24 protein-coding genes and 1 pseudogene are annotated in these 25,360 nt (G+C 68.9%); 9 read left to right on the top strand and 16 right to left on the bottom strand.

Annotation, left to right across the window (positions count from 1 at the left end; genetic code table 11):
• Positions 1-7: 7 nt before the first annotated feature.
• Positions 8-1,213: a homogentisate 1,2-dioxygenase domain-containing protein gene (locus tag ACYVHG_RS01740; RefSeq protein ID WP_461165696.1), complete on the bottom strand. Its 1,206-nt coding sequence runs from the start codon at positions 1,211-1,213 to the stop codon at positions 8-10.
• A 175-nt stretch (positions 1,214-1,388) separates the two neighbouring features.
• On the opposite strand from ACYVHG_RS01740, the gene ACYVHG_RS01735 reads away from it, so the two are divergent.
• The 3 genes from ACYVHG_RS01735 to ACYVHG_RS01725 all read left to right on the top strand — a co-directional run bounded on the left by ACYVHG_RS01735 (position 1,389) and on the right by ACYVHG_RS01725 (position 4,450).
• On the top strand, positions 1,389-1,985 hold the full coding sequence (locus tag ACYVHG_RS01735) for a MarR family winged helix-turn-helix transcriptional regulator (RefSeq protein WP_461165695.1): 597 nt from the start codon (positions 1,389-1,391) through the stop codon (positions 1,983-1,985).
• Positions 1,986-2,149: 164 nt separating this feature from the next.
• Entirely contained in the window at positions 2,150-3,622 is a 1,473-nt protein-coding gene (locus ACYVHG_RS01730) for a GntP family permease (protein WP_461165694.1), read from the top strand.
• 54 nt (positions 3,623-3,676) lie between these two features.
• Entirely contained in the window at positions 3,677-4,450 is a 774-nt protein-coding gene (locus tag ACYVHG_RS01725; RefSeq protein WP_461165693.1) for a PIG-L deacetylase family protein, read from the top strand.
• Between the two features lie 167 nt (positions 4,451-4,617).
• Here ACYVHG_RS01725 and ACYVHG_RS01720 read toward each other — a convergent pair whose 3' ends face one another.
• Positions 4,618-4,938: a hypothetical protein gene (locus ACYVHG_RS01720; protein WP_461165692.1), complete on the bottom strand. Its 321-nt coding sequence runs from the start codon at positions 4,936-4,938 to the stop codon at positions 4,618-4,620.
• Positions 4,939-4,996: 58 nt separating this feature from the next.
• On the opposite strand from ACYVHG_RS01720, the gene ACYVHG_RS01715 reads away from it, so the two are divergent.
• Positions 4,997-5,923: a SpaA isopeptide-forming pilin-related protein gene (locus ACYVHG_RS01715; RefSeq protein ID WP_461165691.1), complete on the top strand. Its 927-nt coding sequence runs from the start codon at positions 4,997-4,999 to the stop codon at positions 5,921-5,923.
• Positions 5,923-6,543, top strand: coding sequence for a class F sortase (locus ACYVHG_RS01710; protein WP_461165690.1), 621 nt, complete (start codon positions 5,923-5,925; stop codon positions 6,541-6,543). The genes ACYVHG_RS01715 and ACYVHG_RS01710 overlap by 1 nt, the downstream gene beginning before the upstream one ends.
• A gap of 4 nt (positions 6,544-6,547) precedes the next feature.
• Here the strand turns inward: ACYVHG_RS01710 and ACYVHG_RS01705 are convergent, their stop codons facing one another.
• From ACYVHG_RS01705 to ACYVHG_RS01675, 7 genes are all read right to left on the bottom strand, one after another.
• A complete protein-coding gene (locus ACYVHG_RS01705; protein ID WP_461165689.1) occupies positions 6,548-8,176 on the bottom strand; it encodes an ABC-F family ATP-binding cassette domain-containing protein in 1,629 nt (542 codons plus the stop codon).
• Between the two features lie 76 nt (positions 8,177-8,252).
• Positions 8,253-9,035 (bottom strand): tryptophan synthase subunit alpha, encoded by a 783-nt coding sequence (gene trpA / locus ACYVHG_RS01700; RefSeq protein WP_461165688.1) that lies wholly within the window; start codon positions 9,033-9,035, stop codon positions 8,253-8,255.
• Positions 9,032-10,345 carry a tryptophan synthase subunit beta gene (trpB, locus tag ACYVHG_RS01695; RefSeq protein ID WP_461165687.1) on the bottom strand — a complete coding sequence of 438 codons (1,314 nt, stop codon included), beginning with the start codon at positions 10,343-10,345 and terminating at the stop codon, positions 9,032-9,034. The genes trpA and trpB overlap by 4 nt, the downstream gene beginning before the upstream one ends.
• A 32-nt stretch (positions 10,346-10,377) precedes the next feature.
• Positions 10,378-11,133 (bottom strand): GntR family transcriptional regulator, encoded by a 756-nt coding sequence (locus tag ACYVHG_RS01690; protein WP_461165686.1) that lies wholly within the window; start codon positions 11,131-11,133, stop codon positions 10,378-10,380.
• Positions 11,134-11,223: 90 nt separating this feature from the next.
• Positions 11,224-12,042 carry an indole-3-glycerol phosphate synthase TrpC gene (gene trpC / locus ACYVHG_RS01685; RefSeq protein WP_461165685.1) on the bottom strand — a complete coding sequence of 273 codons (819 nt, stop codon included), beginning with the start codon at positions 12,040-12,042 and terminating at the stop codon, positions 11,224-11,226.
• A 41-nt stretch (positions 12,043-12,083) separates the two neighbouring features.
• Entirely contained in the window at positions 12,084-12,731 is a 648-nt protein-coding gene (locus ACYVHG_RS01680) for a TIGR02234 family membrane protein (RefSeq protein ID WP_461165684.1), read from the bottom strand.
• A complete protein-coding gene (locus tag ACYVHG_RS01675) occupies positions 12,731-14,284 on the bottom strand; it encodes an anthranilate synthase component I (protein ID WP_461165683.1) in 1,554 nt (517 codons plus the stop codon). The genes ACYVHG_RS01680 and ACYVHG_RS01675 overlap by 1 nt, the downstream gene beginning before the upstream one ends.
• A 37-nt stretch (positions 14,285-14,321) precedes the next feature.
• Here ACYVHG_RS01675 and ACYVHG_RS01670 point away from each other — a divergent pair, with 37 nt between their 5' ends.
• Positions 14,322-14,780, top strand: coding sequence for a peroxiredoxin (locus tag ACYVHG_RS01670; protein WP_461165682.1), 459 nt, complete (start codon positions 14,322-14,324; stop codon positions 14,778-14,780).
• A 3-nt stretch (positions 14,781-14,783) separates the two neighbouring features.
• On the opposite strand, the gene hisI is transcribed toward ACYVHG_RS01670, so the two are convergent.
• From hisI to ACYVHG_RS01635, 7 genes are all read right to left on the bottom strand, one after another.
• Entirely contained in the window at positions 14,784-15,155 is a 372-nt protein-coding gene (hisI, locus tag ACYVHG_RS01665) for a phosphoribosyl-AMP cyclohydrolase (protein ID WP_461165681.1), read from the bottom strand.
• Entirely contained in the window at positions 15,152-15,940 is a 789-nt protein-coding gene (gene hisF, locus ACYVHG_RS01660) for an imidazole glycerol phosphate synthase subunit HisF (RefSeq protein ID WP_461165680.1), read from the bottom strand. Before hisF ends, hisI begins: the two co-directional genes overlap by 4 nt.
• Before the next feature lie 53 nt (positions 15,941-15,993).
• A complete protein-coding gene (locus ACYVHG_RS01655) occupies positions 15,994-16,857 on the bottom strand; it encodes an inositol monophosphatase family protein (RefSeq protein WP_461165679.1) in 864 nt (287 codons plus the stop codon).
• Entirely contained in the window at positions 16,854-17,591 is a 738-nt protein-coding gene (priA, locus tag ACYVHG_RS01650; RefSeq protein WP_461165678.1) for a bifunctional 1-(5-phosphoribosyl)-5-((5-phosphoribosylamino)methylideneamino)imidazole-4-carboxamide isomerase/phosphoribosylanthranilate isomerase PriA, read from the bottom strand. The genes ACYVHG_RS01655 and priA overlap by 4 nt, the downstream gene beginning before the upstream one ends.
• Before the next feature lie 9 nt (positions 17,592-17,600).
• On the bottom strand, positions 17,601-17,870 hold the full coding sequence (locus ACYVHG_RS01645) for a hypothetical protein (RefSeq protein ID WP_461165677.1): 270 nt from the start codon (positions 17,868-17,870) through the stop codon (positions 17,601-17,603).
• Entirely contained in the window at positions 17,867-18,496 is a 630-nt protein-coding gene (gene hisH, locus ACYVHG_RS01640) for an imidazole glycerol phosphate synthase subunit HisH (RefSeq protein WP_461165676.1), read from the bottom strand. The genes ACYVHG_RS01645 and hisH overlap by 4 nt, the downstream gene beginning before the upstream one ends.
• A 70-nt stretch (positions 18,497-18,566) precedes the next feature.
• Positions 18,567-19,331 (bottom strand): IclR family transcriptional regulator, encoded by a 765-nt coding sequence (locus ACYVHG_RS01635; RefSeq protein WP_461165675.1) that lies wholly within the window; start codon positions 19,329-19,331, stop codon positions 18,567-18,569.
• Positions 19,332-19,788: 457 nt separating this feature from the next.
• Between ACYVHG_RS01635 and ACYVHG_RS01630 the strand changes: the two are divergent.
• The 3 genes and pseudogenes from ACYVHG_RS01630 to xdhB all read left to right on the top strand — a co-directional run bounded on the left by ACYVHG_RS01630 (position 19,789) and on the right by xdhB (position 25,360).
• Positions 19,789-21,263 (top strand): annotated as a pseudogene (locus ACYVHG_RS01630) (NCS2 family permease).
• Between the two features lie 237 nt (positions 21,264-21,500).
• Positions 21,501-22,952, top strand: coding sequence for a xanthine dehydrogenase small subunit (locus ACYVHG_RS01625; RefSeq protein ID WP_461165674.1), 1,452 nt, complete (start codon positions 21,501-21,503; stop codon positions 22,950-22,952).
• Complete coding sequence (gene xdhB, locus ACYVHG_RS01620) at positions 22,949-25,360, top strand: xanthine dehydrogenase molybdopterin binding subunit (protein ID WP_461165673.1); 2,412 nt, start codon at positions 22,949-22,951, stop codon at positions 25,358-25,360. Before ACYVHG_RS01625 ends, xdhB begins: the two co-directional genes overlap by 4 nt.

Raw genomic sequence — 25,360 nt, 5'->3', positions numbered from 1 at the left:
CGCGACGTCACTCCCCTGCCCTGGGTCCGCCGGTCCACGACGAGCGGTAGGCGGGATCGTCGATCTCCCGGGCGGCTTCGCCCAGGCCGAGCGGTGCAAAGGTATCGACCATGACTGCGAGCTCATCGAAGTAGTCCTTGCCGATCGATGCCTCGGCTGCGCCGGGCTGCGGTCCGTGCGGATGACCGCCCGGGTGCAGGGTGACCGACCCGGGACCGATGCCGGAACCCTTGCGCGCCTCGTAGTCGCCTGCCACGTAGAACATGACCTCGTCGGAGTCGACGTTCGAGTGATAGTAGGGAACGGGGACCGCACCCTCGGCGTAGTCGACCTTACGGGGCACGAAGTTGCAGACCACGAAATTGTGACCCTCGAAGACCTGATGCGCAGGTGGGGGTTGGTGCACCTTGCCGGTGAGCGGCATGTAGTCGTCGATGTTGAGCGCCCAGGGGTACAGGCACCCGTCCCAGCCCAGAACGTCGAACGGATGCTGCGGGAGCACGTGGATCGATCCGGAGATCCCGGATGCTCCGCCGCCGCGATGTTTGATGTACACCTCGACGTCGGAACCGCGCTCGTGCTGCAGTTCCTGTGGGCCGCGCAGGTCACGCTCGCAATACGGAGCGTGTTCGAGGAGTTGCCCGCGGCTGGAGAGGAACCTGCGCGGTGGACCGATGTGACTGTTGGCCTCGATGAAGTACAGACGGGCCCGCTCGCCGTCCCGGAGGACCCAGCGGTGGATGGTGGCACGAGGAATGTTGATGTAATCGCCGGCGGCGACCTCGATCGGCCCGAACTGCGTCTCCACCAGAGCGGATCCGCTCTCCACGTAGACGAGTTCGTCGCCCAGGGCGCTCTTGTACAACGGAGACGTCGTATCGACGTGTGCGTACGCGAGCCGGACGTCCGCGTTGCCAAGGATCATCCTCCGCCCTCGAACCGCGTCCACCGCGCCGCCGCCGGCTTTCCCGAGTTCGTGCAGCTTGAGGTGGATCGGCAGCAGCGGGTCGTTCGGGGTCAGCCGCTGGTCGGGCAACTCCCAGCGGCGGACGTCGACGAGTGCCGACGGAATGCCGATGTGGTAGAGCAGGGACGAGTCCGATGAGAAGCCCTCCTCTCCCATCAACTCCTCATAGATCAGTCGGCCGGATTCATCGCGCAGCGCTGTGTGGCGGTGTCTGGGCAGGGTCCCGAGGCGTCGGTAGTGGGGCATGTCGCCTTCCCGGTCGGAGTGTTCGTCGAGCAGAAACCTAACAGATTCTAGTTCATATCTGAATTACTTTCGGAATTCTGCTCGGCTCCCGCGCACCACGACACCCGCACTACCGCGGTACGCCGGGGTCCTGCGCCTCCACGGAACACCCGCACCTGCGGGCTACTGTGATTCCATGGCTGACGATCGTGATGCGACCGAGGGCGCAGGTCATGCGCCGACCCGATGCGGTGCCGCAGAACGCCCGCGTTACGCGGGCGGCCTCGACTACTGGGAGTTCGTCGACCACGTGCGGGGGCGGTTGGCACACGAGTCGCCGACCGCCGACCACGACGCCACCTCGGTGCTCTTGGCGCTGGTGCGCGGCGCGACCGCTTTCACCCACTCCATGGAGTCGACCATTCACCGCCCTGCGGGCCGCAACTGGGCCACCTACCAGCTGCTTTACACGATATGGCTGGCGGGTGACATGTACCCGTCCGAAGCCGCCGCACTGACCGGAATGAGCCGTGCAGCAGTGTCCGGCCTCACCGCGAAGCTGACCGAAGAAGGGCTTCTGGAGAAGATTCCCGCACCGGAGGACGGGCGCAGTCACATTCTGCACCTGACCGAGAGCGGAGTCGCAGAGGCGCGCTCACTCTACGAACGACAGAACGACCAGGAAGCACGCTGGGCGGAAGCACTGACCGAGTCCGAGCGGTCGATCCTGTTGATCCTCCTGGACAAGCTACTCGCCGGACACGCGGCGACAGAGGGACGCCGGCTTCGCTGACGATGGCTCGACCTCCTCGGCCAACCTGAGCTCCCTACTCACTCGACGCCGCTAATCTAGTTCAGTTGTTGACTAGATAATGTGATCTGGGTAATACTTGCGCTCGCCGCCGGGCGTGCGCCCGTGACGAGCATTCACCCGATCTCCATTCAGGAGGAACCATCATGGTTCTCGCAGCCGCCGGCGTCGTCCTGGCCCTGCTCACGTTGATCGTGCTGGCCTACCGTGGCCACTCGGTCATCGTCGCCGCCCCGGTCGCCGCGCTGGTCGGTGCCTTGTTCTCCGGCGCGCCGCTGATGGCCTCGTACACCCAGATCTTCATGCCGGCCGCGGGCCGGTTCATCGCGAACTTCTTCCCGCTGTTCCTGTTCGGAGCGGTTTTCGGGGCGCTGATGTCGATCTCCGGATACGCCGACCACCTCGCGCGATGGATCTCGGGGATGGTCGGGGCCGAGCGGGCGATCTTCGCTACCGCGGTTGCGACTGCCCTGCTCACCTACGGCGGGATCTCCGCCTGGGTCATCGCTTTCACCATGGTCCCGATCGCTGATTCCCTGTTCCGCGAGGCGAACATCCCCCGCCGGCTGTTGCCGGCTGCGATCGCGCTCGGCATCTTCACCTTCGCCACCGCAGCGCTCCCGGGCAGCCCGCAGATCCACAACGCCATCCCGACCAAGTACTTCGGCACCACGACATACGCCGCTCCTGGATTGGGAATCATCGGCGCCGCAGTTACTTTCGGCCTCGGTATGGTCTGGTTGCAACGGCGCAACCGCACCCTGGCCGCACAAGGAGAAGGGTACGGCGCGCTCCCCGTCCCGAATGCCGACGAGGCTGTGTCCGCAACTGCGTCGCCCGGTCATGGATCCGCGGATCCATCGGGGGCCGCACCTGCTGATCCACCCCGCGCGGCTGGCCTGCCCGACCGCTCGACCACCATCCGCGGCCTGCAGGCACTGCTGCCCGTCATCGTGGTGGTCACGGTGAATCTGCTCTTCGTGTACGTCTTGTCCAGGAGGCTCGATTTCGGTTACCTGGATGAGAAGAAGTACGGCACCACCTCGATCAACGCCGTGCTGGGAGTGTGGTCGGTCACCATTGCAATGATCGCGGCGATCGTGGTCATCTTCGCCATGAAACCCTCGATGTTCTCGCGGTATGTCCGCGCGCTGTCGGAGGGTGCGCGGAACGCGGCGATCCCGGTACTGACCACCGCCTCCGAGGTCGGTTTCGGCGCCGTGGTGGCTTCACTCGCCGTCTTCACCGCCCTACAGAACTCGATCTTCGGGCTCAGCGACGAACCGCTCGTCGTGGGGGCGGCGACCACCGCGATCATCTCCGGCCTGACCGGATCATCGTCGGGTGGCTTGACGATCACCTTGGAGACCTTCGGCGCACAGCTCGCCCAACTCGCGGACGAGCACGGAATCAGCCCGGATCTCCTGCACCGGGTGATCGCGATGGCCTCGGTCAGCTTCGATTCACTACCGCATAACGGAGCGATAGTCACGCTCCTGATTGTGTGCGGCCTTACGCACCGGCAGTCGTACCGGGACATCGGTATGGTCACCATCATTCCGCCGCTGATCGGTGTTCTGGTGGTCCTGACTCTCGGCTCGTTCCTGCCCACCTTCTGACCGGGAGCCCGCTCGCGGCCCGCACGACGGCGACGCCAGTGATAGACAGGTGGCATGGCCACCGTCGTCGCGCTGCACGCACACCCCGACGACGAGTGCATCTTCACCGGTGGCACGCTGGCGAAACTCGCAGCTCAAGGGCACCGTGTCGTGTTGGTGGTGGCTACCGACGGCATGATGCACGGCGACGACGAGCCGCACCCCTCGGTCCGGCTGGACGAGCTCGCCGAGGCCGCCACGGCGCTCGGAGTCAGTGAGGTGCACTGGCTCGGATACGCCGACAGCGGTCACGGCCGGGATCTGCACCCGGACCCGTGCGGGCGCGTCCGGCTGGCTCAGGCGGGGGTGGACGAGCCTGCCGGCAAACTCGCGAAGATCCTCGACGAACAGGCCGCGGAACTGTTGATCGGCTACGACGCGGCAGGCGGCTACGGCCACCGCGATCACCTCGCAGTGCACGCCATCGCCCGCCGCGCCGCCGGAACCAGCGGTGTCCGGCTGGTCGAGGCCACCGCACCGCGGGAACGCGTGGTCCGGGCACTGGCTGCCGCGGCCCGGTTGCGCCTGATCGGCGACGGTGACGCAGCGGCGGCGCGAACCTGGTTCACCCCCGCCGATCAGGTCACCCACCGGATCGACGTGCGCCGGTTCGTCACCCTCAAGCAGCGGGCGCTGGCCGCGCATCGCACCGAGATCGCCAAGACGGGGCGCATGGCCCAGATGATGCGGTTGCTACTGCGTCTGCCGGCATGGGCCATCGCCCCCGTCGCCGGCACCGAGTACTTCCACGAGCCCGCCGCGCAGGTGCGTTCGGACCGGTTGCTGTAGTGGGACGACGGTCCGGGTTTCCACACTCGGCGAGCCGATACCTCCCGTTCTGGCGCCGCCGGGCATGCGGGCGCTCCGAACCGCACTGACCTGGCCGTTCACCGTCGCCGTCGATGCCCGCGGAGCCGCGGGACCGGCTGTGCCGCAATAACGATCGAGTAACACCGCTAACGAAGCCCGCGTGACGTCCCGATCTCCTCCACGTAGACACCGGTCACCAGCGAGGAGAACGCCATGCACACCGGGACCCGCAGTACCCGTATCCGTCGCGCGCTGGTGATTCCGGCCGCGATCGTGCCGATGCTCGGGCTGCTGCCCGCGGTGGCATCGGCGGAACCGACCACACCGGCGCCGACGCCGTCCACCCCGGCGACCACCACCACGACCACGCCCACACCACCACCGCCGCCGCCGTCCACTTCCGCGACGCAACCGCCCACGACCACCGTTCCCCGGCCTGTGACACCCAGTCCGTCTCCGACGATCACGATTCCCACCTCACCCGCCACGAGTACACCCCCGCAGGGGCACCCCGCGCGGCCGACCGTGGCGGAGGTCGCGATCATCGACGCGAAGACCCAGGGCATCGGCGTGCCCGGCGCGACCGTGCGGGTACAGGGCTGCTCCGGAGGCCCGGCCGCGACGCTCTCGCACGGCGGCGCCGCGGCGGTGACCGGGCCCTGCGTTCGCGCCACCGTGGAGAACGTGCCGACGAATTGGCACCTCGTCTCCCCCTCGGTGCAGACCAGAACGTCGGACTCGGGACGCGTGTTCTTCATCTTCAGCCTCGAACGCGGCGGCATCGTGCCGCCGACGTCGACCACGCCGCCGCCGAACCGCAACGTCCGCTTCACTCTGGCCGCCCGCGATCAGGACGGACGGGGTGTGCCCTCGGAGTACGCGGTCGCCGAATGCGGCAGCTGGCGGCCGGTGGGCGGTGCGCGCACCGACAGCGCCGGCGACGGCGGTGGAGCCTTCCCCCGCGACTGCGTGAGCGTGGTGCCCATCGCATGGCCCGAATCGTGCGTTCTGCTCGGACCCAATGCCTACTCCCGCGTGGAGGGTAACGGCGTCAACCGGCTCGCGTTCCGGTTCCGCTGCGGTGTCACGACTCCTCCCGACCAGGTGGAGACCGACGGCACCCTGGTCAAGACCGACCGCATCACCGGGGCACCGCTGGCGGGCGCATCCTTCGTCATCGCACGGTGCGGCTCCGACGAGGCGGTCAAGGCGGTCACCACCGGTGCGAACGGCATCGCGGCGTTCGCTCTGCCGTCTGGTTGCTACCGGGCGATCGAGACCGCCGCACCGGCCGGGTACATCCGAGACTCGGCAGCAGTGCCCTTCGAGGTGCAGCTGACCCCGCAGTTCCAGGTCCGGGTCACCAACTCGGCGATCACCGCCGGACCGGTGGTGCGCAACCTCAGCGTCCGCGTCCCGATCGCCTCCGTCCCGTCCGGGCGGACCCGGTGATGGGCACCGTCAACGGGCGGTGGCGGTCCACGGTCGCGGCATCGGCTCCGCTGGCCCTGGTCGGCCTGCTCGCCCTCGGGGGGTGCGCAGACACGGTCGCCGGGACGGCGTCGGCACCGTCGTCCAATCCCAGCGCCCAGAGTGATCTGCGGCCCCCCGTCACCGCGACCGCCTCGGACCCGACCACTCCGGTGACCGTCACCGCCGACGGTGCCGACGCCCCGGTGGACGCGGTGGCCACGGACTCCCAGGGGGCGCTGTATCCGCCCACCGATGTCGCCCGGGTCGGCTGGTGGGTCGACTCCGCACTACCGGGATCCGGGAAGGGCTCGGTGGTGATCACCGGGCACGTCGACGACGCCCGGCAGGGAACCGGCTTCGCCAAGAGGTTCTCCGCTCTCAAGCGCGGCGATCACGTGGCGCTCACCGGCAAGGACGGTGCCCGGATCGGCTACCGAGTCACCCGCACAGCATCGGTGAACAAGGGCGTGCTGCCCACCGACGACCTCAATCGCCTGGACGGCCCCGAGACGCTGATCCTGGTGACCTGCGGCGGGAGGTTCATCGGACCGCCGATGGGGTACGAGAACAACGACCTCATCTACGCCGAACGCGCCTGAATCGTCAGGCCAGTTCGATGAGCTCCTGGTATTCGGCGTTCCAGTGGTCCTCGGTGCCGTCCGGCAGCAGGATCACGCGCTCCGGGTTCAGGGCCTCGGCGGCGCCCGGGTCGTGGGTCACCAGGACCACCGCACCCTCGTAGGAGCGCAGCGCCTCCAGCACCTGTTCACGGCTGACCGGGTCCAGGTTGTTGGTCGGCTCGTCGAGCAACAGCACGTTCGCCGCCGAGGACACCAACCCCGCGAGCGCGAGGCGGGTCTTCTCACCACCGGAGAGCGTGCCGGCGGGCTGCTCCAGTTGGGGACCGGTGAACATGAACGCGCCGAGCAGACCGCGCAGGTCCTGCTCCCCCGCATCGGGTGAGGCGTGCCGGATGTTGTCCCACACCGAGGCCTCGTCGTCGAGGGTGTCGTGCTCCTGCGCGAAGTAGCCGATCTTGAGTCCGCGACCGGGTTCGAGACCGCCGGTGTCCGGGGTCTCGACGCCCGCGAGCAGTTTGAGCAGCGTGGTCTTACCCGCGCCGTTGAGTCCGAGCACCACCACCCGCGAGCCCTTGTCGATCGCGAAATCGACACCGGTGAAGATCTCCAGCGAACCGTAGGTCTTGGTGAGGTTCTTGACCATGAGCGGAGTCTTGCTGCACGCGGCCGGCGCGGGGAACTTGATCCGCGCGGTCCTGTCCTCCACCCGCACCTCGTCGAGTTCGTTCATCATCCGCTCGGCACGGCGCAGCATGTTCTGCGCGGCGACGGCCTTGGTGGCCTTGGCGCCCATCTTCGCGGCCTGTGCCCGAAGCGCCCCGGCCTTCTTCTCGGCGTTGGCGCGCTCACGGCGACGGCGCTGCTCATCGGTGGCGCGGGCATCGACGTACTTCTTCCAACCCATGTTGTAGACGTCCGCCTCACCGCGGACGGCGTCGAGGAACCACACCCGGTTCACCACATCGGCCAGCAGGTCGACATCGTGGCTGATCACGATCAACCCGCCGTCGTGGTTCTGCAGGAAGCCGCGCAGCCAGCCGATGGAATCGGCATCGAGGTGGTTGGTCGGCTCGTCCAGCAGCAGCGTCGTATCGGACTTGCCGCCGGAGCCGTCCGAAGCGGCGAACAGGATCCGGGCCAGCTCGACGCGACGGCGCTGACCGCCCGAGAGGGTGCGCAGCGGCTGCTCCAGCACCCGTTCCGGCAGCGCCAGGCTGTTGCAGATCCGTGCGGCTTCCGATTCCGCGGCGTAGCCGCCGAGTGCGGAGAAGCGTTCCTCCAGATTGCCGTACTTGCGCACCGCGGTGTCCAGTTCGTCGCCGACCAGCTCCGCCATCCGGACCTGCTGCTTGTGCATCTGCGCGACGATCTGATCCAGGCCGCGGGCGGAGAGCACTCGGTCTTTGGCGAGCACGTCGAGATCGCCCTCGCGCGGATCCTGCGGCAGGTACCCGACGTCACCGGTGGAGATGATGCGCCCGGCGTACGGTTCACCCTCACCGGCGAGGATGCGCATGGTCGTGGTCTTACCGGCACCGTTCCGCCCGACCAGGCCGATCCGATCGCCCGACTGCACGCGCAGCTGATCGCCGGGGGCGGTCAGCAGGGTGCGGACGCCGGCGCGTACTTCGAGGTCGGTCGCGGTAATCACAACGGGCCAGCCTACCGTAGGGCAGGTGCACTACCACAATCCGTTTCAGCGCCGAATGCGCTGATCGGACCGCCGATCAGGCCCGGGTCCGCACGCCTTCGGCGAGTTCGGAGGTGAGCCGGCGCACCGCGTCGAGGGATTCCCCCGCCGCGCTCACCAAGGCCGATCCGACGATCGCGGCGTCCGCATAGGCGGCGATCTCGGCGGCCTGCTCCCGCGATTTCACTCCCAGCCCGACCCCGACCGGGATGTCCGAGACCTCACGCACCCGCGCCACCAGCTCGGGTGCAACGTTGTCGACCGCGTCCCGGGCACCGGTGACCCCCATCGTGGAGGCGGCGTACAGGAAGCCCGACGAAGCCGCCGCCGTCATCGCCAACCGCTCCGGGGTGGACGACGGCGCCACCAGGAAGATCTTGTCCAGGCCGTACCGGTCCGCTGCCGCGATCCACTCGCCGGCCTCCTCCGGGATCAGGTTCGGGGTGATCAGTCCCTTGCCCCCGGCCGCGGCGAGGTCACGGGCGAAGGCATCCACGCCGTACTGGAGCACCGGGTTCCAATAGGTCATCACCACCGGGGCCCCGCCGGCACCGGCGACCGCTTCCGCGTAACCGAAGACGTCGCGCACGCGGATCCCGGCGCGCAGGGCGTCGTCGGCGGCACGCTGGATGACAGGACCGTCCATCACCGGGTCGCTGTAGGCGACGCCGAGTTCGACGATGTCCGCGCCCGATTCGACGATCGCGACCACGGTGTCGCGTCCGGCCTGCACGGACGGGTAGCCGCACGGCAGGTAGGTGACCAGCGCGGCGCGGTTCTGCGCCCGGCACTGCTCGAAGACCGGTGCCAACGCGCTCACTTGTTCTCCCCCTCAGCATTGCGGAACTCGGTGTTCAGGTCGGCGCCGATCACCTTCTGATCGACCACCGCTGCGTGCTCGTCGAGCAGACCGAACCACTTCCCGGCGGTGTCGACGTCCTTGTCGCCGCGTCCGGACAGGTTCACCACGACCACCGATCCCGGCCCGAGTTCGCGGCCCACCGCGAGCGCACCGGCCACCGCGTGTGCGGATTCGATCGCCGGGATGATCCCCTCGGTGCGGCACAGCAGCGCGAAGGCGTCCATCGCCTCGGCATCGGTGACCGGAACGTACTGGGCGCGGCCCGATTCCTTCAGCGACGCGTGCTCAGGTCCGACACCCGGGTAGTCCAGGCCGGCGGAGATCGAGTGCGATTCGATGGTCTGCCCGTCCTCGTCCTGCAGCAGGTAGGAGTAGGCGCCCTGGAAGGCGCCGGGGGTGCCGCCGGTGAAGGTCGCGGCGTGCCGCCCGGTCTCCACACCGTCGCCGGCGGCCTCGCAGCCCACCAGCCGCACACCGGGGTCGCCGATGAACGGGTGGAAGATACCGATCGCGTTCGAGCCGCCTCCCACACAGGCGACCACGGCGTCGGGCAGTCGCCCCTCGGCTTCGAGGATCTGCTCGCGAGCCTCCATACCGACGATGCGCTGCAGGTCGCGCACCATGAGCGGGAACGGGTGCGGGCCGGCGGCGGTACCGAAGCAGTAGTACGTGGTGTCGGCGTGGCTGACCCAGTCCCGCAGCGCCTCGTTGATCGCGTCCTTGAGCGAGGCGGAACCGGAGGCCACTGCGATCACTTCGGCTCCGAGCAGGCGCATCCGGGCGACGTTGAGTGCCTGCCGGTCGGTATCGACCTTGCCCATGTAGATCACGCACTCGATGCCGAGCAGGGCGCACGCGGTCGCCGTGGCAACGCCGTGCTGGCCGGCACCGGTCTCCGCGATCACCCGGGGCTTACCCATCCGCTTCGCCAGCAGCACCTGACCGAGCACGTTGTTGATCTTGTGGCTGCCGGTGTGGTTGAGGTCCTCGCGCTTGAGGTAGAGCTTCGCACCGCCGGCGTGCTCGCCCAGCCGCACACACGGGTACAGCGGCGAGGGGCGACCGGTGTACTGGCGCTGCAGGCGGTCCAGCTCCTCCAGGAAGGTGCGGTCGCTGCGGACCTTCTCGAACTCGGCGGCGACGTCCTCGATCACCGCCATCAGCGCCTCGGGCACGTGCCTGCCGCCCCAGACGCCCCAATGACCGGTCCCGTCCGGCTCGAAGGCCGATCGATCGGACAGTCCTGTGCTGGCTTCTGGGAGACTCACACGACGATTATCCCCATCGGGTCAAAGCTGTTTCACTCCGGAGCCGGGTTCCGTGCCGGAGCCGTGGCACGGGCGACGAACTTGAACCGGTCGCCCCGGTACACGCTGCGGGTCCATTCCACGGCCACACCGTCGGCGTCCCGGCCCAGGCGGTGCACCATCAGCAGTGGATGACCGGTGGCGATCCCCAGGAGATCCGCCTCGTCCGGGGAGGCGACCGCGGTCTCGACGGTGTCCTCCACCGAGGCGTTCTCACGCCCGTAGTGCACCCGCAGAGCGCGGTACAGCGAGGCCTCCTGGGAGAGCCGGGAGACCAGCCCGCGCAACGGTCCACGCAGATGAGCAACCTCGATGGCGAGCGGCTCGTCGTCGACGATGCGCAACCGCGCCACCCGGTACACGCTCGCACCCCGCCCCAGTTCCAGGACGGTCTGTATCGCACCGTCGGCAGGCACCCGCTCGCAGGAGAGCACCCGGGAATCGACCTTCTTCCCGTCCACCCCGAAGTCCTCGCTCAATGAGGTGAGCTGGCGGACCTTCACCACCTTGGGCGGCGCGATGTAGGTGCCGCTGCCGTGCTCGCGGCGCAGCACGCCCTCGGCGGACAGTTCCGCGAGTGCCTTGCGCAGGGTGGTGCGGGAGACGCCCAGCTCTTCGGCGAGGCGACGCTCCGCGGGGAGGGTGTCGCCGAGGCCGAGTTGCTCGATCCGGCGTTGCACCTCCACCTTGGCGCGGAAGTAGCGCGGCGGTTCGGCACCACGGGTGTCCGGAAGCGTCCCGTCCTTCATACCCACCACACTACCCTCGGCGAACCATGTGGTCTAAACCATTTGAAACACAAGAATCACCGTCCGTGCAGCGCACAGGGCTGCACCGGGTCAGCGAGCGGGGCGCGGGCAGCTCGGGTGTGAGCCCGCGGTCACCAGGTCCGCGACCGCCGAACGGGGATCGCGTGCGGTGACCAGGCCCTCGCCCACCAGCACCGCGTCCGCCCCCTGTCCGGCGTAGGTGAGCAGATCGTGACTGTCGCGCACACCCGACTCCGCGATCTTGACCACCGAGGACGGAAGTCCCGGAGCGATCCGCGCGAACGAGTCCCGGTCGACCTCGAGGGTCTTGAGATTGCGGGCGTTCACACCGATCACGCTGGCACCGGCTTCCAGTGCCCGATCGGCCTCGTCCTCGGTGTGCACCTCCACCAGGGCGGTCATACCGAGCGACTCGATCCGGTCGAGCAGCGAGACCAGCACCGCCTGTTCCAGCGCAGCGACGATCAGCAGCACCAGATCGGCACCGTGCGCCCGTGCCTCGTGGATCTGATACGGCGAGACGATGAAGTCCTTGCGCAGGATCGGTACCCGCACCCGAGCGCGGACGTCGTCCAGATCGGCCAGCGAGCCCTTGAACCGGCGCTGCTCGGTGAGCACGCTGATCGCCCGCGCTCCCCCGGCCTCGTACTCGGCGGCCAGTGCGGCGGGGTCGACGATGCCTGCGAGATCACCCTTGGACGGGCTGGCTCGCTTGACCTCGGCGATCACACCGATTCCGGGTTCACGCAGAGCAGCGGCCGCGTCGATCGCGGGTGGCGCGGCCTTGGCCGCGGCCTTGACGGCGGCGAGGTCCACAGCCGCCTCGCGGGCTGCCAGGTCCGTGCGCACACCCTCGATGATCGAGTCGAGAGCAGTGGTTGAAGTCACGGCGGCGCGCCTTTCGTGGAACGTGTGGCTCGGGGTAAACACTAGCCCTCCCGCTCGGGCCGCCTCGTCGTGGCCCCCTCACCGGGTCCGGCGGTCGGATCGTCGCCGACGTCGAGCGCGTCCCACAGGTCCCGCTCGGACGACTTCTCCACCTCCGCGTCGTCGAAGACCTTGCGTTCGAGGTCGGCCCGGCGAGCGGCCGGAGACTGGTACTTGTCCCCCATCCCGCCCTTGCGCAGGCCACGCATGAGCAGGGCCGCAGCAGCCACCGCGAGCAGCGCACCGAGGATCGCGACCAGTGGTCCGGTGACCACCTTGTCGGTCTCGGCGATGTAGTCCTTGTTCGCGAGGTCGAGGATCGTCTCGGTGTAGCGCACGTCGGGCTCCTGGGTGAGCACCTGCAGCGCCGGATAGCCGGTGCCGATCGCGGCGGCGGCCACCACCACAGCCACCGCTCCGCGGGCCCAGCCCTTGAGCGCCGGCCCGGCGAGGATCGCCCCGAGGAAGACCAGTGGAAGCGCGCTCAGCGCCGGTGCCCAGGTATGACCGGCGAGCGCCATCGCACGCTGGGGAGACAGACCATCGGCCACCTGCACGTTCATCCAGGTCATGCGGCTCGCACCCCACACCGCACCCGCTGCCAGTGCGAGCAGGGCCGCCACGATCGTCAGGTTCCGCTTGGCGTTCATCACTTCACCTCCGACGCGGCGCGCATGGTGTTCGCCGCGGCCACTGCCTTGAGCGCGGCGAGCGCCTTGTTCCGCGACTCGTTGTACTCGTACTCCCCCACGGAATCGGCCACCACACCGCCGCCGGCCTGCACGTACGCGGTGCCGTCCTTGAGCACCGCGGTGCGGATCGCGATGGCGGTGTCGGCGTCGCCGGCGAAATCCAGGTAGCCGACGATGCCGCCGTAGAGTCCGCGGCGGCTGATCTCCGCCTCGTCGATCAGTTCCATGGCACGGACCTTCGGGGCACCGGTCAAGGTGCCCGCGGGGAAGCAGGCGGTGACGGCGTCGAGCGCCTGCTTGCCTGCGGCGAGATCACCGGAGACGGTGGAGACCAGGTGCATCACATGGCTGTACCGCTCGATCCGACGGTAATCGGTGACCCGCACGGTTCCCGGGCTGCACACCCGTCCGAGGTCGTTGCGGCCCAGGTCCACGAGCATCAGGTGCTCGCTGTTCTCCTTCTCGTCGGCCTGCAGGTCCTTCTCCAGCAGCAGGTCCTCCTCCGCCGACGTCCCGCGCCAGCGGGTACCTGCGATCGGGTGCGTGGTGGCCGTGCCGTCGGAGACGGTGACCAGTGCCTCCGGGCTGGAACCGACGATGGAGAAGGCCAGGGATCCGTCCGGCGCGGGCACCTGCACCAAGTACATGTACGGGCTGGGGTTCGACGCTCGCAGTACCCGGTAGACATCGATCGGGTCGGCATCGGAGGGCATGGAGAACCGCTGGCTCGGCACCACCTGGAAGGCCTCACCGGCTTCGATGTCACCGACCAGCTTGTCGACGATCGCGCTGTACTCGTCGACGGTGCGCTGCGCGGTGTACTGCGGCTCGGGACGGGTGAACGAGGCCACCGAGGAGGCGAGCGGCGCGGCGAGCGCGGCCTCCATCGCGTCGAGCCGCTCGACGGCGTCCGCGTAGGCCTGCGGCGCGCGGTCGACGGTGCCGTCCCAGTTCACCGCGTTCGCGATGAGGGTGATGGTGCCCTCGTGGTGGTCGATCGCGGCGATGTCGGTGGCCAGCAGCCACACCATCTCCGGCAGACCGAGATCGTCGACGGTGGTCTCGGGCAGCCGTTCCAGGCGGCGCACCGCGTCGTAGGCCAGGTAGCCGACCATTCCGCCGTTCAGTGGGGGCAGGCCCTCGATCCGTTCCGAGCCGAGCAGCCGCAGCACCTCGCCGAGGACTTCGATCGGGTCCCCGTCGGCGGGCGCGCCCACCGGCCGTTCGCCGATCCAGGTGACGGCGCCGTCCACGACGGTCAGCGCCGAGGGCGCCGGTGCCCCGACGAACGACCACCGGCTCCAGGACTGCCCGGCGGCGGCCGATTCCAGGAGGAAGGTGCCCGGGCGCCCGCCGGCGAGCTTGCGGTAGGCCGACAGGGGCGTCTCCGCGTCCGCGAGCACGGTGCGGATCACCGGGACCACACGGTGCCGGTCCGCCAGGGACAGGAACTCGTCGAGGGTGGTGGTCGCACCGTCCGGCTGCAGGTTCGTCTGGTGTGCGGTAGTCATCGCGCTCCATTATCGCCATGCCGGTAGGTTCACCGGTATGCGCATCGGCCAGCGGGCCCCCGAGTTCGAACTCCCGGACCGCACGGGGACCGTCCGCACCCTCTCCGAGCTCCGCGGCGGCGGCCGTGCCGCGGTCTTCTTCTACCTCACCGCCGGCCTACCGGTGTGCGTGGCCGAGGTCGCCCGGTTCCGGGATTCGGCGGCGGACTTCGAGGGCCGTGACACCGCGCGGATCGGGATCAGCATGGACCCGCTGGGCCGCACGCAGGCCTTCGCCGATGTCATGAATCCGGGGTTCCCCCTGCTCACCGACGCCGACGGCGCGGTGGCCGCGGAATACCAGGTGCGTCGCGGCCGCTACGCGGTCGCCCCGGTCAAGCGCCAGACCTTCCTGATCGACACCGACGGGACGGTGCTGCACATCGTGGTCGGTGAGCTCCGGGCGGTGGCGCACGTGGAGGAGACGCTCTCGTTCCTGCGCACGCTCAGCGGGTAGCGCTCACGTCCGGTCGAGCAGCAGGTCACCGTCGAAGCAGGTGTGGGTACCGGTGTGGCACGCCGGTCCGGTCTGGCGGACCGTGAGCAGAACGGTGTCTCCGTCGCAGTCCAGCCGCACCGAGACCACCTCCTGCACGTGCCCGGAGGTCTCGCCCTTGACCCACAGCTGCTGCCGCGAGCGCGAGAAGTAGGTCCCCCTGCCGGTGGCGAGGGTCCGAGCGAGGGCGTCGTCGTCCATCCACGCCAACATCAGCACATCGCCGCTGCCCTCCTCCTGGGCGATCGCGGCGACCAGTCCGTCGGCATTGCGTTTGAGGCGGGCCGCGATCGCCGGATCCAGCTCCGGGGCCTGCGCGCAGCGGTCGCCGGTCATCGACGGACCACCACGGAGTGAGCGGCCATCTCGTCCTTGACCTGTCCGATGGTCATCTCCCCGAAGTGGAAGACACTGGCGGCCAGCACCGCATCGGCGCCCGCTTCGACGGCGGGCGCGAAGTGCTCGACCGCCCCCGCTCCGCCGGAGGCGATCACCGGGATGTGCACCGCCGCCCGCGCTGCGCTGATCATCGGCAGATCGAACCCGGCCTTGGTGCCGTCCGCGTCCATCGAGTTGAGCAGGATCTCGCCCACACCCAGTTCCTCACCGCGGCGGGCCCATTCGATGGCGTCGATCCCGGTGCCGCGACGGCCGCCGTGCGTGGTGACCTCCCAGCCCGACGGGGTCGGCGCGCCGGCGTCCGGCCCCTGGAGCGGCACGGTGCGCGCGTCCACCGACAGCACGATGCACTGACTGCCGAACCGGTTGGACAGCTCCCGCAACAGCTCGGGGCGGGTGATCGCCGCGGTGTTGACCGAGACCTTGTCGGCGCCGGCGCGCAGCAGGGTGTCGACGTCGTCGATCGAGCGCACGCCGCCGCCGACGGTCAACGGGATGAAGACCTGCTCAGCGGTGCGGCGGACCACATCGAGCATGGTGCCGCGACCCGAGCTCGACGCGGTCACGTCGAGGAAGGTCAGCTCGTCGGCGCCCTGTGCGTCATAGGCGGCGGCGAGCTCGACCGGATCGCCGGCGTCGCGCAGGTTCTGGAAGTTGACGCCCTTGACGACCCGGCCGTCGTCGACGTCCAGGCACGGGATCACACGTACGGCCACGGCCATGAGGATCCGCCTCCTTCATAGGTTGTTCCCAGCCCGTTCGGGCTGACACCGGTTCAGTAGCTGAGGATTCCGGGATGTCCCGGATCGCCGCGGTAGTCCGACGGTGCTCCCACCGAACGGACGATGCCGAGCAGTTCGTCGTAGACCGCGGGCGCCGCGGCCAGGACCGAGTCCGAACCGACGTGCCAGTCGTCGCCGGCCAGGTCGGTGACCCGCCCACCGCCGGCCAGCACCAGAGCCGCACCGGCGGCGTTGTCCCAGGGGTGGTGACCGAAGACCACGGCGCCACCGAGCACCCCGGCCGCGGTGTAGGCGAGGTCGACGCCGGTGGAGCCGAACTGCCGGACCCGGGCCACCCGCCGGGAGACCTCGCCGAGGATCGCGTACCGGTAGTCACCGGGCAGGTGCCCGTTGCTGCCGCGGCTGAAGCTTCCGACGGCGATCATGGCGTCGGCCATCCCGGTCCCGTGCAGCGGCGCGAGGACCTGGCCGCGGTTGCGGACCGGCCCCTGGACGTGGCCGGAGAAGGTGTCCCCGACCAGTGGGAACCAGGCGAGACCGGCGACCGGGGCGCCGTCGTGCAGCAGTCCGAGCAGGGTGCCGGAGGCGGGGTATCCGGCCGAGTAGTTGAAGGTGCCGTCGATCGGATCGAGCACCCAGACGGTGCCCTGGTCGACGGCGGGACCACCGAACTCCTCGCCGTGCACCGCGATCCCGGTCGCCTCTGCGACGGCACCCGCGATCCGGCGCTCGAGTTCCAGGTCGAGGTCGGTGGCGAAGTCCGCCGGTCCCTTCGCCACCGAGGCTGCGGCTCCGACACCCTCGACGAACCTCGGTGCTACGGCGTCGAGGACGGCTGCGGCTCGGGCGAGCAGCTGATCGGGGTCACCGGTGAAGCCGGCGGGCAGCGCCGTCACTCGGTCGACACCGCCGCCAGAGCCTCGCGCAGGGTGAACCGCCCGGCGTAGAGGGCCTTGCCGATGATCGCGGAGTCGACGCCCTGATCGACCAGGGTGGAGATCGCGGTGAGGTCCTCGAGGGCGGAGATCCCTCCGGAGGCGACGACCGGGGCCTCGGTGGCGGCCGCGACCGCGGCGAGCAGGTCGAGGTTCGGTCCGGTCAGGGTGCCGTCCTTGGAGACGTCGGTGACCACGTACCGGCTGCAACCGTCCTTGTCGAGGCGTTCGAGCACCTCCCAGAGGTCGCCGCCGTCGGTCACCCATCCCCGGCCGCGCAGGCGCCACTGGCCGTCGAGCTGCTTGACGTCGAGACCGACCGCGATCCGGTCGCCGTACTGGGCGATCGCGCGGCTGCACCACTGCGGGTTCTCGATCGCGGCGGTACCCAGGTTGACCCGGGCACAACCGGTGGCGAGGGCGGCTTCGAGCGAGGCGTCGTCGCGGATGCCACCGGAGAGCTCGACCTTGACGTCGAGTTCGCCGATCACCCCGGCGAGCAGTTCGCGGTTCGAACCCGTGCCGAAGGCGGCGTCCAGATCGACCAGGTGCACCCAGTCGGCACCGTCGTTCTGCCAGGCCAGGGCGGCGTCGCGGGGCGATCCGTAGGCGGTCTCACTGCCGGCCTCCCCTTGTACCAGGCGCACGGCCCGGCCCTCGGCGACGTCGACTGCGGGAAGAAGTACCAGACTCACGCGGACAGCCTAGTGCGTGCCCGAATCGGGGTTCTCGCGCTCCCGTCGCTCGGCCCCGGCGTCGTGATCGTCCATCGCGCGTCCGACCATCCGGTTGGAGACGATCCCGATCGCCGCGACTGCTCCCACCAGGGCGACTGCGACGATCACCAGGCTGATGACGGGGCTCGGACGCAGCACCGCGAGCAGCAGTACCCCGGCGCCGAGAACGGCGGCCGCGGCACCCAGCGAGTACAGCGCCAGTTTGCCGAGTGAGAGCCGGGGGCCGCGGGGGCTCACAGCGATGCCACCCAGTTGCGCAGCAGGTCCGCTCCGGCGTCACCGCTCTTCTCCGGGTGGAACTGGGTGGCCCACAGCGGGCCGTTCTCCACCGCGGCGACGAACCTGCCGCCGTGGTCCGCCCACGTCACCTTCGGGGCGCGGATGTGGTCGGCGATGTCGAGCTCCCACTTCTGCACCGCATAGGAGTGCACGAAGTAGAACCGGGCGTCTGGATCGACGCCGGCGAACAACTGCGAATTCTCCGCGGCTTCGACGGTGTTCCAGCCCATGTGCGGGACCACGTCGGCTTGGAGACGTTCGACGGTTCCGGGCCACTGCCCGCACCCCTCGGTCTCCACACCGAATTCGATGCCCTTGTCGAACAGGATCTGCATCCCCACGCAGATCCCCAGCACCGGCCGGCCCCCTGCGAGCCGCTCTCCGATGATCCGGTCGCCCTGCACCGCGGTGAGCCCGGCCATGCACGCCTCGAAGGCGCCGACACCGGGAACCAGCAGACCGTCGGCGGCGAGAGCGGTCTTGGGATCGGCGGTGACGGTGACCTCGGCACCGGCCCGTTCGATCGCGCGATGAGCGGACCGGATGTTGCCGGAGCCGTAGTCCAGCAGCGCGACCTTCTTCATGGAGGTCAGCCTAATCGGCGGGCGTCCGGGCTGTGGCAGTGCCGCCCGCGGACGCGGCGCGTGCGGCCGGTCAGAGCTCCCGGGCGCCGATCAGGGCGTCGGCGATCAGGCCGGTGGCACGTTCGAGTGCAGGGATCGCGCGATCGAGGAAGTCCTCACCGATCCGGGAGACCGGTCCCGAGATGCCGACCGCCATCGGGGTGGGAGCGCCCGGCACCGCCATCGCGTAGCAGCGCACGCCCACCTCCTGCTCCTCGTCGTCCACCGAATAGCCCCGAGCCCGGACCTTCTCCACCTCGGCGAACACGCCGGAGAGACTGTTCACGCTGTTGGAGGTCGGCGCGGGGATCCCGGCCTGTCCGACGAGCCGGACGATCCGGGCGTCGTCGAGTTCGGCCAGGACGGCCTTGCCCACGCCACTGTTGTGCAGGTGGACCCGCCGTCCGGCCTCGTTGTTGGTGCGCATGGAGTGGGTGGAGGGCACCTGCCCGGTGTAGATCACCATGTCGCCGTCGAGGACGGCGAGGCTCGCGGTCTCCTCCAATTCGTCGACCAGGGCCTGCAGCACCGGTACTGCGACGGCGCCGAGTTGCCGGTTCGCCACCTCCCCGAGGCGGATGAGTCGCGGTCCGAGGGCGTAACGCCGGTTGGGCAGCTGACGGACGTAGCCGATGCCGACCAGCGTGCGCAGGAGCCGGTGGATGGTCGGGGGCGGCAACGGGGTTCCCGCGGAGAGCTCGCTCAGCGAGCATTCGCCGCCGGCGCGGCCCATGAGTTCGAGCAATTCGAAGGCACGTTCCACCGACTGCACACCGGTCGTCGACTTCCCCGCCATAACTGCCTCCCCTGCGGTCGGGTGTTTGCCGTTCCACACAGACCGTACGCGTGAAGTTCCACCTGGCGTTCCATATTGCGGTACACGGGCGATTCCGGGCTTCCCGCGCGAATCGGGCCGCCACGCAATCCCTCAACAGCGAGTCCGCGATGCGGAACGTCCGCATCGCCTCGGCGGCTGAACCGATTCGCCGCTATGACGTGCCCGACCCGGCGCAGATCCGGTAAGTGTTGCGGCACCGCATAAGTCACCGAACTCCACTCGCCGGAGATGCTTGACCCCCTCCGGGGCGCATGCTTCACTCGACGTGACCGGAATCACATTTCCGGAGCGTGGAACGTTTGAGGCGAGGTCTCCGCCTCGGATCGTCATCGATCAGCCGTCATCGCAACGCCCCACCGAAGCGCGCCACGCTGTGCGCGATCCACTCCGGCGCTTCGGGACCGAGAGGACCACCATGACCGACCTCCATCAGCAGGACGGCGCCGACAAGCGTGTCGCACGCCGTTCGGAACCGCCGCTCCTGGACAGGTTCTTCGAGATCAGCGGCCGCGGTTCGACGATCCCCGGGAGATCAGAGGAGGGTTGGTCACCTTCGTCGCGATGGCGTACATCGTCGTTCTCAACCCCCTGATTCTCAGCAGCTCAGCGGACTCCGCTCAAGGGAAACTGGCATTCGTCCAGGTCACAGCGGTGACAGGGTTGACGGCGGGGCTGATAACCATCCTCTTCGGCGTCGTCGCGCGGCTGCCCTTCGCACTCGCGGCCGGGCTCGGGATGAACTCCTTCCTCGCGGTCGCCGTGGTCAAGGAGGTCACCTGGCCCGAGGCGATGGGACTGGTGATCATCAACGGCGTGATCATCGTGGTGCTCGGTGCCACCGGAATCCGGACAGCGATCTTCCGGGCGGTGCCGGCGGAGTTGAAGACGGCGATCACCGTGGGGATCGGGCTGTTCATCGCCTTCATCGGCTTCGTGAACTCCGGATTCGTCACGCGCACGCCCGCGGGCCCGCCCGTTCAGCTGGGCCACGACGGTTCCATCGACGCACTCCCGACTGCCGTCTTCGTCTTCGCTCTGCTGCTGATCGCGGTCCTGATCGCCCGGCGTGTCCCCGGCGCCATCCTGATCGGCATGATCGCCTCGACGCTGGTGGCCATCGTGGTCCAGCGCTTCGCGCGACTCGGCACCGTCGGTGATCCGACCCACCCGGACCCCAAGGGCTGGAACCTGAGTTCTCCGGAACTGCCGAGCCAGATCATGGCTCTGCCGGACTTCGGACTGATCGGCCAGTTCGACCTGTTCGGAGCGTTTCAACGGGTCGGGGCCCTGGCGGCGACGATGCTCGTTTTCACCTTGGTCTTCACCAACTTCTTCGACGCCATGGGCTCGATGACGGGGCTGGCACGGTCGGCCGGCCTCGCTCAGCCCGACGGGACCTTCCCCCGCATCCGTTCCGCCTTCATCGTCGAAGGCGCCGGGGCCGTTGCGGGCGGCGCGTCGTCGGGATCGTCGAACACGGTCTTCGTCGATTCCGCCGCGGGGATCGCCGAAGGTGCTCGTACCGGGCTCGCCGCCTGCGTCACCGGCCTGTTGTTTCTGGGTTCGATGTTCTTCGCCCCTGTGATCGGGGTGATCCCGATGGAAGTGGGCGCAGCCGCACTCGTCGTCGTCGGCTCGATGATGGTCGCTCAGATCCGGGACATCGATTTCACGCACTTCTCCGTGGCGCTGCCGTCCTTTCTGACCATTGTGACGATGCCACTGACCTATTCGATCGCGAACGGAATCGGCGTCGGCTTCATCACCTGGGCGTTGCTGAGCGTTCTCAGCGGTCGCGGAGACAAGACGCACTGGTTATTGTGGGCGGTGTCAGCCGGGTTCATCCTGTACTTCGTCCGCGGCCCGATCACAGCCCTGATCAGCGGATGACCCGCAGGAGCGGCACCGAGCATTGGACTCGGCGCAAAAACACATACTCCGCCATATGGAAGGGAGATTCCGGAAATCCATCCTGATGCAGGCCCCGTCGCCTAGAATGTCATGCACTGGATCGTGTTCGCATGGAAAACCAGCGGTCCAGCTCAGCCTCGCCAACCATGCCAGTCGAACCGCGTGCTGCGGTTCAGTAGGGATGCAGCGGTGACCGAAACGCTGACCGGATGTTCCGTGACCGTGAACGGTCGTTCCCGACCGTTCACCGGCCCGCCCCACACCAGTGCCCTGGACTGGCTCCGGGACCAGGGCCTCACCGGCGCCAAAGAGGGCTGTGCGGAGGGCGAATGCGGCGCCTGCTCGATCCTCGTCGCCCGCCCCGACACACCTGGCTCACCCGGCACCCGCTGGACGGCGATCAACGCCTGCCTGACTCCCGCGGCCGCTCTCGCCGGACAGGAGGTGGTCACGTCCGAGGGGCTCGGTGGCCCCGAGGACCTGCATCCCGTGCAGACCGCCATGGCCCTGCGGGGCGGTTCACAGTGCGGCTATTGCACTCCCGGGTTCGTCTGCAGCATGGCCGCCGAGTTCTACCGGCCCGACCGCAGCGCAGATGCAGCAGAAGGCGATTCCGCAGCCGGCGGCTCCGACGAACACCACGACCACGGCCCCAACGGTTTCGACCTGCACGCCCTCTCCGGGAACCTGTGCCGGTGCACCGGATACCGGCCGATTCGTGAAGCGGCTTTCGGCCTGCCCGTCGAGCCCGCCGAGGACGATCCGATCGCCCTGCGCCGCGAGACGCCCCCTCCCGCCGCGGTTCCCACCGAGGTGACCGGTACGCACAGCCGATTCATCCGGCCCGCCGAGTTCTCCGAGGTGCTCGACCTGCTCGCCGGCGAGGAGCCACCGGTTCTGGTCGCCGGCTCCACCGACTTCGGTGTGGACGTCAACCTCAAGGGGCGGCGCGAATCACTGGTGGTCGCCATCGACGGACTCCCCGAATTGCGCGAATCACAGTGGCGAGAAGACGAACTGGAGATCGGTGCGGCCCTGACGCTGTCCGAGGTCGAGCGCATCCTCAGCGGCCGGGTGCCGCTCCTGGCGCAGGTCTTCCCGCAGTTCGCGTCCCGGCTGATCCGCAATTCCGCCACCCTCGGCGGTAACCTCGGCACCGGATCGCCCATCGGCGACACCCCACCCGCCTTACTGGCCCTCGACGCTCGCCTGGTGCTCACCTCGCGCGCGGGCGAACGGGTCGTACCGCTGACCGAGTACTTCACCGGGTACCGCGCGACAGTGCGCCGGCCGGACGAGTTGATCCGGTCCGTCCGCATTCCGCTGCCGCTGAGTCCGCTCACCGCGTTCCACAAGATCGCCAAACGCCGATTCGACGACATCTCCAGCGTCGCCGTCGCATTCGCACTGGGCATCGACGACGGAGTGGTCACTCGCGCCGCCATCGGCCTCGGCGGCGTGGCGGCCACCCCGCTGCGGGCCGTCGCCACGGAGCAGGTGCTGCTCGGACGCCCGTGGTCGCAGCAGACCGTGCGGCAGGCGGCCGCCGTGCTGCGTTCCGAGGGCACCCCGATGGACGATCACCGCGCTTCGGGACGCTACCGCGTCGCCATGCTGGGCAGATCGTTGGAGAAGCTGTTCGCTGAGAGCGGGGAGGCCCTGTCGTGAGCCACCTGTCCGAGCGCCCGGCGTATGCACTGGTCGGGCAGGAGATCCCGCACGAGAGCGCCGCACTGCACGTCACCGGATCCGCCCTTTACACCGACGACCTGCTCGGGCGCACCCCGGGCGTCCTCCACGCGCACCCGGTGCAATCCGACTGCGCCCATGCACGGATCGTCTCCATCGATACCGAAGCCGCCACCCGCGTCCCGGGTGTGGTGCGTGTGCTCACGGCGGCGGACGTACCCGGCGTGAACGATGCCGGTGTCAAACACGACGAACCGCTCTTCCCCGAGGACGAAGTGATGTTCTTCGGGCACGCGGTGTGCTGGGTGCTGGGCGATACGCCCGAAGCGGCGCGGCGCGGTGCCGCTGCCGTCACGCTGGAACTCGAGCCGCTGCCGTCGCTGATCTCGCTGACCGACGCGATCGATGCTCAGAGCTTCCACGGCGCCCGGCCCACGGTACGCCGCGGTGATCCGGATCAGGGGTTCGCCGAAGCGGCGCACGTCTTCTCGGGTGAGTTCGAGTTCGCGGGGCAGGAGCACTTCTACCTCGAGACGCATGCCTCGATCGCGCAGGTCGACGAGAGCGGGCAGGTCTTCGTCCAATCGAGCACGCAGCATCCGTCGGAGACGCAGGACATCGTGGCGCACGTGCTCGGGCTACCGAGCAACGCCGTCACCGTGCAGTGCCTGCGGATGGGTGGCGCCTTCGGCGGCAAGGAAATGCAGCCGCACGGCTTCGCCGCCGTGGCAGCGCTGGGCGCGACCCTCACCGGGAGGCCGGTGCGGTTGCGCCTCAACCGAACCCAGGACATGACGATGTCGGGTAAACGGCACGGATTCCACGCGTCCTGGCGAGTGGGCTTCGACGCTTCCGGTCTGATCACCGCCCTCGAGGCCACCCTCACGGCCGATGGTGGCTGGAGTCTCGATCTGTCCGAACCGGTGCTCGCCCGGGCACTGTGCCACGTGGACAACGCGTACTGGATCCCGAACATCGCCCTACACGGTCGGATCACCAAGTGCCACAAGACTTCACAAACCGCCTTCCGCGGCTTCGGCGGACCGCAGGGAATGCTGGTGATCGAGGACATCCTCGGCAGGTGTGCCCCCACCCTCGGGGTCTCGGCCCGAGAACTCCGGCACCGCAACTTCTACCGCAACGGGCAGAGCACTCCCTACGGCCAGCCGGTGCGCCACGCCGACCGGATCCGCAGCGCATGGGAGCAGGTCATCGCATCCGGTGACGTCGAAACCCGGGAAGCCGAGATCGACGTATTCAACGCCGAGCATCCGCACGTCAAACGAGCGATCGCGGTGACACCCGTGAAGTTCGGCATCTCGTTCAACCTCACCGCCTTCAACCAGGCCGGTGCCCTGGTACTGGTCTACAAGGACGGATCGGTGCTGATCAACCACGGCGGCACCGAGATGGGCCAGGGTCTGCACACCAAGATGCTCCAGGTCGCGGCCACCACGCTGGGGGTACCGCTGTCCCGAGTCCGGCTCGCGCCGACCCGCACCGACAAGGTGCCCAACACCTCCGCCACTGCGGCGAGTTCCGGGGCCGACCTCAACGGCGGCGCGGTCAAGAACGCCTGCGAGCAGATCCGTGACCGGTTGGCCGGCGTCGCCGCATCGATGTTGGGTACCAATCCCGCCGATGTGCGCTTCAGCGACGGTGCGATCACGGGACTCGGAGGCTCGGCGCAGCAGCTGAGCTGGGACGAGGTCGTGCACGCGGCCTACTTCCAGCGGGTGCAGCTCTCCGCATCCGGCTACTACCGGACGGAGGGCCTGCACTGGGACGCGAAGGCGATGCAGGGCCGACCGTTCAAGTACTTCGCCTACGGGGTCGCCGCCGCCGAGGTCGAGGTGGACGGTTTCACCGGCGCGTATCGCCTCCGGCGCGTCGACATCGTGCACGACGTGGGCGATTCGCTCTCCCCCATGATCGACATCGGGCAGATCGAGGGCGGCTTCATCCAGGGCGCCGGTTGGCTCACGCTCGAGGACCTCCGCTGGGACCAGAGCGAGCGCCCTACTCGGGGCCGGCTGCTCACCCAGTCCGCGAGCACCTACAAGCTGCCCAGCTTCTCCGAGATGCCGCCGGACTTCCGGGTCACCCTGTTGGACAGGGCCCATGAGGACGGCGCCGTGTACGGCTCGAAGGCCGTCGGAGAACCACCGCTGATGCTGGCCTTCTCAGTCCGCGAGGCACTGCGCCAGGCGGCATCGGCGTTCGGTCCGCCCGGCACCGCAGTGGAACTGGCCTCCCCGGCCACACCCGAGGCGGTCTACTGGGCCGTGGAAGCGGCACGGTCGGCCGGGCCGCTGGACGACGGCGACCCGCGCCCGGGAGCACCGCAGACATCCGCGCCCGCCGCGGCGCCCGCCGCGCTGAGCTGA

This window comes from Tsukamurella serpentis (genome assembly GCF_054780975.1).
This window is presented reverse-complemented; position numbering and strand designations above follow the sequence as displayed.

Excerpts from the sequence above, each read along its gene's own strand:
- ACYVHG_RS01675 (WP_461165683.1), bottom strand. The coding sequence starts at position 14,284 with ATGACTACCGCACACCAGACGAACCTGCAGCCGGACGGTGCGACCACC.
- hisF (WP_461165680.1), bottom strand. The coding sequence starts at position 15,940 with ATGGCCGTGGCCGTACGTGTGATCCCGTGCCTGGACGTCGACGACGGC.
- ACYVHG_RS01725 (WP_461165693.1), top strand. The coding sequence starts at position 3,677 with ATGGCCACCGTCGTCGCGCTGCACGCACACCCCGACGACGAGTGCATC.
- ACYVHG_RS01670 (WP_461165682.1), top strand. The coding sequence starts at position 14,322 with ATGCGCATCGGCCAGCGGGCCCCCGAGTTCGAACTCCCGGACCGCACG.
- ACYVHG_RS01680 (WP_461165684.1), bottom strand. The coding sequence starts at position 12,731 with ATGAACGCCAAGCGGAACCTGACGATCGTGGCGGCCCTGCTCGCACTG.
- ACYVHG_RS01730 (WP_461165694.1), top strand. The coding sequence starts at position 2,150 with ATGGTTCTCGCAGCCGCCGGCGTCGTCCTGGCCCTGCTCACGTTGATC.
- hisI (WP_461165681.1), bottom strand. The coding sequence starts at position 15,155 with ATGACCGGCGACCGCTGCGCGCAGGCCCCGGAGCTGGATCCGGCGATC.
- ACYVHG_RS01710 (WP_461165690.1), top strand. The coding sequence starts at position 5,923 with ATGGGCACCGTCAACGGGCGGTGGCGGTCCACGGTCGCGGCATCGGCT.
- ACYVHG_RS01735 (WP_461165695.1), top strand. The coding sequence starts at position 1,389 with ATGGCTGACGATCGTGATGCGACCGAGGGCGCAGGTCATGCGCCGACC.
- ACYVHG_RS01635 (WP_461165675.1), bottom strand. The coding sequence starts at position 19,331 with ATGGCGGGGAAGTCGACGACCGGTGTGCAGTCGGTGGAACGTGCCTTC.
- hisH (WP_461165676.1), bottom strand. The coding sequence starts at position 18,496 with ATGAAGAAGGTCGCGCTGCTGGACTACGGCTCCGGCAACATCCGGTCC.
- ACYVHG_RS01690 (WP_461165686.1), bottom strand. The coding sequence starts at position 11,133 with ATGAAGGACGGGACGCTTCCGGACACCCGTGGTGCCGAACCGCCGCGC.
- ACYVHG_RS01740 (WP_461165696.1), bottom strand. The coding sequence starts at position 1,213 with ATGCCCCACTACCGACGCCTCGGGACCCTGCCCAGACACCGCCACACA.